Genomic DNA, 12,253 nt, shown 5'->3' on the forward strand with positions numbered 1-12,253 from the left:
ATTTAAAATGTTGTTAGGTGTGTTTGAGCACATAAGAAGGCAGCTTTGAACATAGGAACATGCAATTAACTAAGTATTTAACTTAGCTACCGTTTGAGAAACAATATCGGCTCCACGTTCAATCTCTTTAATGACCTCAGACACATTAGCAATAAGCTCTCTTCCTTGTTTTGATGAGTCTGAAACTGACGTTATTTGCTTTGATATATCATTAGTGAGCTCTTGGTTATTTTTAACAACACTTGCTATTTCATTAGTAGAGCGACTCGTGCTGGCTGCAAGCTGCCTTACTTCATCAGCTACTACAGCAAAACCTCGACCATAATCACCAGCACGCGCTGCTTCTATTGCGGCATTAAGTGCCAGTAAATTAGTTTGATCCGCAATGCTGCTAATTGTCGAAACAATGGAGCCTATGACCGCAGACTGTTCATTAAGATTTTTTATTAAATCTACCGATTTAAGTACTTGGCTTACAATGGCGTCGGAGTTCGCTATAGAGCTTTGTAGTATTTCAGAGCCTTTTTTAGCGGTTGTAGCAGTAGCTACCGCCGATTCATGTGCTATTGCAGCGGCTTCTGTCACTGCACTGTTATTGTTAATTCGATCGGTAATATTTGATGCAAACTTAATTATTTTAATTACATTACCTTTGCTATCTAAAATTGGGTTATAAGTTGCTTCTAACCAAATTTCTGAACCGTCGGCGGCAATACGTTTAAATTTTCCTGACTTAAACTGCCCCTGCGCTAATTCACTCCAAAAGCGTGGGTTTTTCTCATAAAACAATTTAGTACAAAACATTTTATGATGCTTGCCTACAATGTCTTTTAAGCTATAACCTATTGTTGCTAAAAAGTTTTGGTTCGCCTTTAAAATATTACCCTCTGGGGTAAACTCTATTGTAGCCAAGGCTTTGTCGAGTGCATTTGCAATAGCTTCTTGCGCTTTTCTTTGTATGTAACTGGTCGTAATATCAGAGGCTATTTTAATAACTTTGGTGACTACGCCGCGCTCTTCTACAGGAAAGTAAGTTGCCTCAAGCCAAAGCTTATCGCCATTAGCTTTGTACCTTAAAAACGAGCCTGCTTTAGAATTCCCTGCTTTCAATGCTTGCCAAAATTGACTATATTCGTTTGACTTTGCATATTCAGGTTCGCAAAACATACGATGATGCTTACCAATTATTTTCTCTTTGCTATACCCAATCGTTTTTAAAAACAACTGGTTTGCATCTAATATTATTCCATCAGGTGTAAACTCTATATAAGCAACGTGCTTATTAATTGCCGATAAAATAGATTGTTTTTGAATTAATTGAAGCTCCATTTCTTCAATTTTTGCGTTTCTTTTAGAAATACCAAACATATAAAAACCTTAAGGAGTAAATTAGTACAAAAATTAGCAAATTAATGTGATATCAATATGTAGCTGTACTGTAAATATAAGCTTTAAATAACCTTTCGGCTAATATTTAATATCTTATATATATATGCTTTATAAATAGTTTTTTTATTTTATAAATGTTAAGTAGCATTTTCTTCTAATTAACATTTTAAAAACCTAATAAAACCACTAATTTATGCATGACTCTGTACTTTTTTTAACTTAAAATAGCGCCCTCACAGACTACCCTCTCACACCAAAATTTAAGCATACACATAATATTTCCTATTCAAGATCTATTGTGCAGTTTCATTTTTAAAATTAAACCTTAAGGGATCATCTATGACATCAGATGTAACGTCGGCATCTAGTCAACTTAACAGAACCGCTATTTTACTCGTATTAGCGCTAGGCACATTTATTTTAGGATTATCTGAGTTTTCGATGATGCCTATGCTGCCACTAATTAGCGAAACATTTGGCTCAACGCCCTCACAAAGTGGTTACGCAATTAGTGCTTACGCCATTGGTGTTGTAGTTGGCGCCCCTATTTTAATGCTCACTACAGCTAATATGAGAAAGCGCAAAGCATTGCTCATTTTTATAAGCTTAATGTTTATCTCAAACGGGTTAAGCGCGATGGCAACGTCGCTTGAGCAGCTTGTAATATTTAGATTTTTAAGTGGTTTACCTCATGGTGCATATTTTGGCGCGGCTATTTTATTAGCATCGGATATTGCCCCAAAAGGTAAGCGTGCTAGCTTTATGTCTAAGGTGTTTATGGGTTTAACTGTGGCTACTATTGTTGGTGTGCCTGTTGTAACACTTGTGGGTCAAAACCTTAGTTGGCGGTATTGTTTAGCCGGCGCTGCAGTGCTTGCATTTATTGCTTTTATTTTTGTTTATAAAGTAGTTCCAAATATAGATAACGCTAAGCCTTCTAACTTACTAAACGAGTTTGGCGTACTTAAAAACAAACTGGTTTGGTCTATTTTGGGTATTGTAATTATTGGCTTTGGCGGGGTATTTTGTATTTATACTTACATTGCCGACACCATCTTAGTGGTAACAAAAACAGCCCCATATACTATTTCTATCGCAATGGTAATGTTTGGTATTGGTTGTACGCTCGGTAACTATGTACTGGGTAAAGCTGCCGATAAATCAGCAATTAAAACGACTGGCCTTGCGCTTGTATGTACCATTGTATTTGCCTTTGCTTATGTAACGGCAAGCCATAATATTTGGGCTCTTTATGCAGTGATCTTCTTTATTGGTTGCAGTGTGGGCTTGGCTACGCTGATTCAAACGCTTTTAATGGACGTTGCACCCGAAGGCCACGCTATGATTGGTGCCTTAGTACAGTGCGCATTTAATACTGCCAATGCTATAGGCCCTTGGGTCGGTGGAATTGCAATAGCACAGGGTGCTGCACCTAATCAAACAGGTTACGTAGCAGCTGCATTATTTTTAGGTGGTTTGGGTATGTGGCTACTAAGTTACTTACAACTAAATAAACAGCAACCAACAGCGCAAGCTACTAATTAACTTGAGTTCAGATTAATTTAAAATACAAAAAGAGCCGCTAATTAGCGGCTCTTTTATTTTTAATTTACCTAGGGCCTGTTGACCTTTCAGGATTAAAATTTGTTCAATCTAGGGGCGATTTAATCGCGGCGTGAGGTTTGTAACCTAGTGGGCTAAGTAAAAACCGAGCAACAAAGAGTAAATTGCCCCTAGAAAGAACCCAAAGGGCAGCGCATGTTTGGCATTTATGCTGCGTTATCGCCTACTTACGGGGAATAACCACACTACATAGGCTCTGCCTTGCCTAAATACCAAACAGTCTGCTGCAAATTTAACCTCGAAAGATAAACAGGCCTTAGTAAATTAAGCGCTTAGCGATGTCATATCAATAACAAAGCGGTATCGTACGTCAGACTTTTCCATACGCTCGTATGCTGTGTTAATTTCGTCTATGTTGATCATTTCGCACTCAGGTAGCACGTTATTTTCACCACAAAAGTCGAGCATTTGTTGCGTCTGTGCAATACCACCAATAAGTGAGCCTGCAATACGACGGCGACCCATTAATAATGGCACCGTGCTTAGCTCATCTACAGGACCAACTTGGCCTACAATAACTAAAGTACCATCTACATCAAGTAGTGGTGTGTAAATAGATAAATCATGTTTTACAGGTACCGTATCTATAATGACGTCAAAGGCAGATTGCGAGTCTTTCATTTCGTCATCATTAGATGACACTAAGTAGTGCTGAGCACCCAATTTAACCGCATCATCTTTTTTAGACTCACTACGGCCAATTACCGTAACGCTTGCGCCCATTGCAACTGCATTTTTAACGGCCATATGGCCAAGTCCGCCTAGACCAACAACACCAACACGGCTACCTTTTTTTACGCCCCATTTATGAAGTGGCGAGTAAGTAGTAATACCTGCACAAAGTAGCGGTGCTACGCGAGAAAGGTCTAAATTTTCTGGTACGGAAAGTACGAATTCTTCGCGTACAACAACATGTTTAGAATACCCACCTTGGGTCATTTCACCACTAATGCGGTCTTTGCCTGCGTAAGTACCAATCATACCTTCGCGGCAAAATTGCTCTTCATCGTTATCACATTGATCGCAGCTTTGGCACGAATCAACCATACAACCAACAGCAACCGTGTCGCCTTGCTTGTATTTTTTAACGTCGCTACCTACCGACATAACTTTACCAACAATTTCATGCCCAGGTACTAATGGGTAGTCACTGCCACCCCAATCATTTCGTACGGCGTGTAAATCTGAATGGCACACACCACAGTATAAAATTTCAATTTCTACATCGTTATTTCGTAAATCGCGGCGCTCAAAAGAAAATTCTGTCAATTCAGAACCTTGGCTTTTTGCTGCATATCCTACTGTTTTCATAATAACTCCATAGTGGTTAAAAATTTAAATCATCAACAGCATAGTACATAGCCTGTGAATAGAACCTGACAATATAAAATAGGCACAAAAAAAGCCCAAACAGTGTTTGGGCTCAATCATTAGTACTAGGGCGCTAAATTTAGTTATTTTGCAAGTAAGCTGTTTAATTCATTAATAATTGAATGAATGCGCTCTGCATTTTTTCCTAAATCACTACGCCCTACTCGCGACTTACTACGAATATCAACAAAACGTTGGCTGCCTTCATCTTTAATACGAATAACCACATCGTCTTTAAAACCAAACCACGTTGTTGTATCGGTAGCTTCCACAATACCTGTAGCCGTATTTGCACTTACCAATGCAAAGCCAAGATTTTTAACTGCTTGTTCGCTTGCTGTCATTAAATCGGCTTTAGATTGTGCAAAGCTTAAAGTTACCAGCTCAGGGTATGCTTTGCGTTGCTGTACTGCCGTTTCTTCACCCGCGTATTCTACTGGGTTAGATGCATTTGCACGTAGTGGTGCAATTGCTACAAATTTTGGTGGATTAACTAAATCAGTTGAAATGTCATGAATTGCCGGTACACCTTCAGCCTTGTTCATCATATTAAGTGGCATAGCAATAGCCACAACCGAAAATACAAGTGCAATAACACCACTACTTAGCGTTAACGTTTTACGCATAAATAACGCTTGTACTATAAGTAGCACCAATGCAGCGCCACCAGCATAAACGCCAAATTTAAACCCCGTAAACGCAACACCTAATTCTACAATACCAAATTTATACAAAGGCCCTGGCAGTATGACGAGTAAAAAAGCGATTAAACTTACTAAGCTCACTAAAACTTTCATTTTATGATTCCTATATTGTGTGTGATTTTTATTATTAAAACAGATAAGCACTATTAACCAGTAGCTTATACTACTAACAAGTGCTTTTAGATTACTATTAGCGACTAATTACACAAAAAAGTCCAATGTTGTGTGATCAAAGTTACTCAAGTTTGGAAAAATATCAACAAGCTCAGAGCTTGGCACACCAAACCACTGAGCCAATGTGGCAAAGTACTGCTCATTAGCAACACTTGGAATTAAACGCCCGCCACCGGTATCTTGTGGGCCATCCAAATGTTGAGTTAGTAGCTCGCCATATATATTGCCGCCTTTTACTGCGCCGCCCACTACTATTTGGTTTCCTGCCCAACCATGGTCAGTGCCATCGCCATTTGAGGTCAACGTGCGACCAAAATCAGACATAGTAAACGCAGTCACTTTATCTGCCATATCAAGCTCTTTCATCGCGCTATCAAATTCACTTAACCCTTGAGCTAACGTATTTAATAAAGCAGGGTGCGTTGTTAATTGGTTATCGTGCGTATCATACCCCCCCATAGAAACAAAAAACACTTGGCGCTGAGTGCTCAATTTTGCCTGTACGCTAATTGTTTTAGCGACTGCTGCAAATTGCTCACTAAGGCTATTATCGCTAAATGGGGTAATAAGTGCAGGCGCGCTTTCTAACGCGCTGTTCATTGCTTGAGTGTTATTTATCGCACTTGTTAAGCCATTGGCATAAGCTGTACTTAATGGATGGCTCGTATTGCCTAGTAAGCGGTTCATAATAGAAGTTACGTGCTCGCTACGAGGTTGATACCCTCCAAACGCGTTAATACTACTAATGCCGCTTTTGTTAAGCGCAAATGCATTGCTAGCACTTCCCGTTTGCCATAAATTAGTACCGTCGAGTGATACATTAGCTGCAAACTCATCTTGTAACTCTAAACGATCTAAAAGTCGTGCGCCCCACCCGCTATTAAGTGATTGTTTTTCTCGACCATACATCCACGCAGCTTGCTGATCGTTATGCGAAAACAAATGCTTAGGCAAACCTATTGCTTTATTTTTATAGTCATTCAATGTTGTGGGAGCGAGTAAAGTACCTACCCCGCCTACAAATGCTAAATTTTGAGATTCAAACACATTTTGTATAGGTTCAAGTGAGGGATGAATACCGACTCCACCGGCAAACTGGCTTTTAATACTTAACTCAAGTGGGCTCTCTACCGCTAGGTTCTGCCTACTTTGCTCGTAAACACTACGTTGCTCGCCTTCAAGCGGAACTAGCATATTTAACGAATCATTCCCTCCATATAAATACACACACACTAATGCTTTGTAATCTCCTAGCTCAACTGCATTAGTCGCTCCAGTTAATGCTTGTAATTGCAGGCTCGTTAACGCGGCAGCCGATACACTGCCTTTTACACATAACGACAAAAACTCTCTTCTATTAATGCTCATTATGCGCTCCTAATACTGCACGTTAAATTCAGGTGAAATAGCAATCATATATAATAAATACGAAACCCGTTCACGGTATTGCTCTTCATTAAAGTAGGCATCTAAATCAAGTAACGCTTGGCGCGTGTCACTGCTCATTGCGCCTGCAAAATATAACGTGTTGTACTGAGCTAATAGCGCGCTAACACCGTTTTTCTCTAAAACATTCATGTCGTCTTGAACATAAATATAAATACTATTTGAATTTAAATCGCTGCGCGCTTCTGCGGTACTCCAAACTAAACTTGCGTAAAGCGCGTTCATGGTACCAATCAGTGTTGCGTCGTTTGCTATTTGTAATTCTGGTGCAACAATACCTTCATTTCGCAAAGCTGCGGTTTGATAATCAGGCCTAAAAAAGTTAAATACCGAAGCCGATTGCATGGGTCCTTGTCCGTAGCTATTTATTAAATTCCATGTTTTATAATAACCCGCTGGCGATTTAGCATCTAGATTTCGCCAAAACTGTACAGTTTTTAAAATAGGCTCTTTAATTTTACCTTGGTAATTAAGCACTGAGCCAAAATGCCGCGCTTCATCATCTAAATATATAGCCTTTACTACAGCCGCTAAATCGCCGCGTACACCGGCGCCATTATCAATAAATACATTAGCTACTCGTTCAACGTATTGGGGGGTTGGATTTGACGTAATTAATCGCTGAATAAGCTGTTTGCTAATAAACGGCGCAACATTTTGATGATTAAATAAATTATCGAGGGCTATTTGCAATGACTCTTCTGCTGCATAACCTTGTGGTATAACCTCACCGTTTAGTAAGGTTTTTTGTTTACTAGAGTGGTACTCGTCAAATGCTTCCATTGGTTTAATATAATCACGACTTTTACGCTTAAATGTTTCACTATCGGCAAACGTCCAACCAGTAAATACGCGTGCAAACCCCTCTATTTCTACCTGTCCGTAAGTGGCAATGGTATTACCTTGTGCATCAAGCTTGGCGCTGCCATCTAGGTTTAGCTCTTCAAGGCCAATAGTAAATAACTGCATTACTTCACGTGCGTAATTTTCGTCTGGGCGAATATTGAGTGTATCGTCTGCTTTTTCGTTACCCAAATGGCTTAAATAAGTTCCCATAATAGGCGAAAGCGTGACATCTTCGAGTAAGTCACGATAATTACCAAAGGCATGCTTTAGTAATAAATCGTAATAAGTGATCATGCCCTCAGGTTGCCCTCTTAAGGCACTGTTCTCATCCGACACCACTAATATTTCACTTAACGCAAATGCAACACGTTGACGGAGTTGATCGTCACTTTGCATTACTGCTTTCCACCATGCATCTATGCGGCTTATGTATTTAAAGTCGTCATCGTCATTTAGCTTTACTAAATAATCACGGTGATAATTAATAGGTAGCGCTATTTGTTTATCAAGCCATTGCTGCTCGCTTAAACCTTGTGCGTTTTGTATTTCACTAAGCTTAGGCCCCATTGTTGCTTGGTGTAGTAACCGTGCGGCGCTAATCTCATCCATATTATTGCGCGCTATAAAGCTCAGCGTTTTTACACTGCTTGCTCCTTCATTGTCGGTTGCTGTGACCGAAAAAGCGTAATTAACAGGCTTATAACTTTGCGCATTTAGCAGTGTTACTGAGGTGGTTACTGCCTCTAAAGGCCCGCTAATTAGTTCAGGCCCTTGCGTTTGTTGCCATACAACCGATGTAATAGTGCCGTCTTTATCACTGGCTGTTGCTGTTAGCTCAATTGTTTGGCCCTTACTTAATTCACTAGGAATATCAGCGACTGACAAAATGGGGATTTTATTTCCGTTAACGGTTGGCGTATCATCTGAGCCTGAACCACCGCAAGCGCTTAGTATAAAAACAGTGCTTGCGATCAGAGCAAATTTATAATGCATGTAAAGTCGTCATCATTTGTTAATTAAAGTACGTTAGTGTGTACCGAGTTTGATGCATTTATTGAAACACAAAATTTACAATTTAACTCTTTATTTTTTGTAACCGAATCATGAACGCCCCATTAATAATGCACTAGCTGCAGGGGTAAACAGCCAGAGCTTTATTATTTATGAAAACAGAAATTCGCTATTGTTTTGAATCTTCACAAGTTGCTAACCGGTTTTTACACGAGCTGAAAGACTGGCCGGTTAACGATGTAAAAACACGACTTTTTAATGGCGGCGATAGTGTAAAAGTGACATACGAATACGACGAAAGTGGTTTTGATTACACTTGCGCCGAACTTGACGACCTAGCACAGAGCCATGGCGGGAAAGAGGTTTAAGCGTTTTATAATAAAAAACAGCTGATGCATCTTTAATAATTCACTTGAATTATATAGATTTGATTGATGTTTTATCTCTACCTGAGTTTTTCGCTTCGTAAAGCATTATGTCAGCTTCTTTAATTAGTGATTGCATAGACACATTATTACTACTTAAGGTTTCTTTTGTAGCAAATACACACCCAGCACTAATTGTTAAATACTCACGTACAGGCGACGCTTCATGAGGTAGATTTAATTCCCTAACCGCCAAAAGCAATTGCTGAGATATATCTACAAACTCTTCATAAGAAAGCTGTTTAAAGAATAATATGAACTCTTCGCCGCCATAGCGCGCCACTGTACCTGTGTTTTGCTTAGCTACTTGCTTTAGCTTTTGGGCAAGAGCTTGTAAAACGTTGTCTCCGCCTTGGTGACCATAAAAATCGTTATAATTTTTGAAATGGTCTACATCAAGTAATATTATTCCAAAGGCATTTTTTTGCTGTTGAGCCTGTTCCCATTGCGCCACAATAATTTCGTCAAAGGCACGCCTGTTGTAAATTTGGGTTAACCCATCAATTTTACTTATTTTTTCAAGCTTAAAATTTTGATCTTTAACTTGTTTAATTAATGCATTAAACCCGCTAATTAAAACGCGCATTTCTAAAAATTTATTACTGAATCTCAGAGGCTGTAAATCGTTTTTAACCAACATTGAATTGATAGCGGACGCACCGTTAATAAGTGGTTCAATAAAGTAACGATTTACAATATAGAAACTCAAAAGTGACATTACAAAAAACATTAACAAAATAAGTTTTAAATAGTGATCAAATAAAACTGGCAGTGTTTGATGGTGGTGCTTAATGTTCAAAGCAAGAAGTGGATTACCGTTTATATCTAGAATCACCCTTTTCCTTTGAGTGGCAATGTCCTCTCCTTGGAGGCTCCCTTTAAGCGTCGCAATATCGTTTAAAGAACTAGCCTGTTCTATTTGTAAGTAGCTAAGCTCCACTTGTGCAATCTCAGCTAAGGACTTGATCAACGACGGTCTTACTTTTTTTATAAAAACAATACTACCAACAGGCTCACCTGTTTTATCTGTTCGCTTTATTACATGCGATGCAAACATGACAGGGCCGTCCGCTGTTTGCAAAAAACCAGAATGGCTTAAACTGTTGTCGTCTTCAGAGGCTTTTGAATTAGGAATAATTGCGCGGTTTAATTTATTAACCTGTAAATCTAAATCAGGAGCATCAAACTCAGTATGTGTAATATAATCATACGCTTGCCCGTAAACCATATTAAAATTTATATCGTAAATAAACACACCATCAATTTTGAGAGAGTAGAAGGTGTCACCTACAAAGTTTGAATCTACATATTCTACGTCAAAATCAGCCATGTAATTATAGGTATCATCCCATACGGCGTAGTCATAATTGAGTGTTTCTAAAAATATAAACTCTCTATCAAGCGCAATTTTAAGACTTAATAATTCACGATTTTGATAATCTTCAATACTAGTGTTTATGGTCGGCAGGCTAAAGAAATAGCGGTACCCAACTAATAAACTTGTTACAAAGCACATTAAAATCAAAGTACCTATTATTACAAAAAATCTTAATGTCATAGTCTCTATCTAATCGTGTAAAATTAAGTCAAAGTAGCTTACATTTTTATATTTTAGACTCCCTGTACCTAAATAATAAATAATTAGCTTCTTACTAAAGCGTAGTATAAATTCATGAGCAGGAATAAACAAAGCTTACTATTAAATTTTATAGCGTTAAAATTTTAGCCTTTTCAATAATATATTTAATATAGACATAAAATTATACCAATTCGCTTAATTAAGTGGTCTATTTTGAGGGCGGAAAAACGTGTTGATAGCTAGGCAAAAAATTCGCTATTTAGTTGTTCTAAATGAGAATTTTTTAACGCAGGTAGCGACACGTTTAGCCCCGCAAAATGATTAAGTATTATTGCGGATTGGTATTACACATTTAAAGTAGTACAAAAAGCTGAAATTATTCCACTACAGAAAATTCAACTTTTGATGGAGACGAACTCGCAAGCTCCAGTACTTCGTAATAATTTAAACCATCTATTTTTTTGCCAATAATAAAGTAATTCATTTCCCCCATCATGGTCGGGTCGCCCATAATATCGTCTAAGCTTTGCACGTCAGAAAATTGAATTGCGATTAAAGCGCCTAAAAAACGCATGGAATCTTGAGGCTTTAATGCTTTTAAAACTTTATTAACTCCCACTTGAGTTGTCTCTGGTGTGGAGCCATCAAATCTAAAATCATTTTTTGTACTAACGCATGCACTAAGCATTAATATTGATAATGCGATAAGTAAATGTTTCATATATATCCTTATTTGTTATTCGTGATACTTGCGGATCATCGCCACTTTGCCGTTTTCAATTTCAATCACTTCCATCATTGTGGAGGTATACTCAATTGGCTGTTTATTTTGCGGATGAATACCTTTTACATAGTTTTTATAACGAATAGCAAAGCCTGTATCGTTAAACACAAATGTATTAAGCAGTGTGCTTTCAAACAATGTGTGCGCACCTAAGTAAAAACTCATACCTTTGCGCATCTGCTTTTTACCATCTGGAGTACGTGAGTCATCCGGTTGATACGGAATATGCTGATTGCCAATATCATCGGTTAACAATGCAAGGTAGGCCTCAAGCTCTTTAGCACCTGCGTTAGGTGCTTGTGTGGCGGTCATGGCGTTGTAATAACTTTGTGCAAACAACTTTAGGTCTAACGTCTCATCGGCACGGGCTGAAAAGCTAAAAAATATAATTAATAGAAAGCTTAGCTTGCACTTCATAACGATTACTCTTAAAAAAGTATTTTTACTAAAACGACTAAATTTATTAATACATTAATTTTTTAGCGCAGCTTTTCTTGCAAGTTCTTTTATATCTTCATCGATATTGTCATCAAAAGACATTGAATAAATTCTCCAACCTTCTTTCACTTTAAAAAATTGAAATTCAAAACGAATAGGCTGCCTATCGTAGGTTACTAGGTAGGTTACATGAACAAAAAGCTCCCCAACTTTATAATCAGAAACCTTATTAATGAAATTAATTTCACCAACAAGATCATCAAGTGAGGATAGCTGCGTTTTTATCTGTTTTACCTGATCAGGTATCGACGACACATATTTATTACTTGCGTAAATAGAGTCAACAGCATCGCTTATTTTTTCATCAGAGTACAATTCAAAAAAATTATCAACTTCTTCTTGGTAATTGTTAGCACTGACACCCGATGAGAGTAGAAGTAAAGCAGCAAATATTATTTTCATT

The 12,253-nt window shown here is 38.1% G+C and carries 11 protein-coding genes; 2 read left to right on the forward strand and 9 right to left on the reverse strand.

Annotated elements, in window-relative coordinates:
- Positions 1-69 precede the first annotated feature (69 nt).
- Positions 70-1,368, reverse strand: coding sequence for a PAS domain-containing methyl-accepting chemotaxis protein (locus tag QL995_RS06515; protein ID WP_290293784.1), 1,299 nt, complete (start codon positions 1,366-1,368; stop codon positions 70-72).
- A gap of 360 nt (positions 1,369-1,728) precedes the next feature.
- Here QL995_RS06515 and QL995_RS06520 point away from each other — a divergent pair, with 360 nt between their 5' ends.
- Entirely contained in the window at positions 1,729-2,934 is a 1,206-nt protein-coding gene (locus QL995_RS06520) for an MFS transporter (protein WP_197192687.1), read from the forward strand.
- Between the two features lie 342 nt (positions 2,935-3,276).
- Here QL995_RS06520 and QL995_RS06525 read toward each other — a convergent pair whose 3' ends face one another.
- From QL995_RS06525 to QL995_RS06540, 4 genes are all read right to left on the reverse strand, one after another.
- Positions 3,277-4,323 carry an NAD(P)-dependent alcohol dehydrogenase gene (locus tag QL995_RS06525; RefSeq protein ID WP_290293785.1) on the reverse strand — a complete coding sequence of 349 codons (1,047 nt, stop codon included), beginning with the start codon at positions 4,321-4,323 and terminating at the stop codon, positions 3,277-3,279.
- Positions 4,324-4,466: 143 nt separating this feature from the next.
- Complete coding sequence (locus QL995_RS06530) at positions 4,467-5,180, reverse strand: DUF1499 domain-containing protein (protein ID WP_010555166.1); 714 nt, start codon at positions 5,178-5,180, stop codon at positions 4,467-4,469.
- A 108-nt stretch (positions 5,181-5,288) separates the two neighbouring features.
- Positions 5,289-6,629, reverse strand: coding sequence for a DUF1501 domain-containing protein (locus QL995_RS06535; RefSeq protein ID WP_290293786.1), 1,341 nt, complete (start codon positions 6,627-6,629; stop codon positions 5,289-5,291).
- A gap of 9 nt (positions 6,630-6,638) precedes the next feature.
- On the reverse strand, positions 6,639-8,546 hold the full coding sequence (locus QL995_RS06540; protein ID WP_197152913.1) for a DUF1800 family protein: 1,908 nt from the start codon (positions 8,544-8,546) through the stop codon (positions 6,639-6,641).
- Positions 8,547-8,716: 170 nt separating this feature from the next.
- Here QL995_RS06540 and QL995_RS06545 point away from each other — a divergent pair, with 170 nt between their 5' ends.
- The gene (locus tag QL995_RS06545) at positions 8,717-8,932 is read left to right on the forward strand and encodes a hypothetical protein (protein WP_002958138.1); all 216 of its coding nucleotides are present in this window, start codon (positions 8,717-8,719) and stop codon (positions 8,930-8,932) included.
- Between the two features lie 49 nt (positions 8,933-8,981).
- Here the strand turns inward: QL995_RS06545 and QL995_RS06550 are convergent, their stop codons facing one another.
- The 4 genes from QL995_RS06550 to QL995_RS06565 form a co-directional block, all read right to left on the reverse strand.
- Positions 8,982-10,547, reverse strand: a complete 1,566-nt coding sequence (locus QL995_RS06550) for a diguanylate cyclase (protein ID WP_290293787.1) — start codon at positions 10,545-10,547, stop codon at positions 8,982-8,984.
- Positions 10,548-10,944: 397 nt separating this feature from the next.
- The gene (locus QL995_RS06555; RefSeq protein ID WP_007581228.1) at positions 10,945-11,289 is read right to left on the reverse strand and encodes a DUF6694 family lipoprotein; all 345 of its coding nucleotides are present in this window, start codon (positions 11,287-11,289) and stop codon (positions 10,945-10,947) included.
- 15 nt (positions 11,290-11,304) lie between these two features.
- Positions 11,305-11,769, reverse strand: a complete 465-nt coding sequence (locus tag QL995_RS06560; protein ID WP_290293788.1) for a nuclear transport factor 2 family protein — start codon at positions 11,767-11,769, stop codon at positions 11,305-11,307.
- Positions 11,770-11,823: 54 nt separating this feature from the next.
- Entirely contained in the window at positions 11,824-12,252 is a 429-nt protein-coding gene (locus QL995_RS06565) for a hypothetical protein (RefSeq protein WP_290293789.1), read from the reverse strand.
- Position 12,253 lies beyond the last annotated feature (1 nt).

It is taken from the genome of Pseudoalteromonas sp. APC 3358, assembly GCF_030408075.1.
In the GTDB taxonomy this organism is placed as follows: Bacteria; Pseudomonadota; Gammaproteobacteria; order Enterobacterales; family Alteromonadaceae; genus Pseudoalteromonas; species Pseudoalteromonas arctica.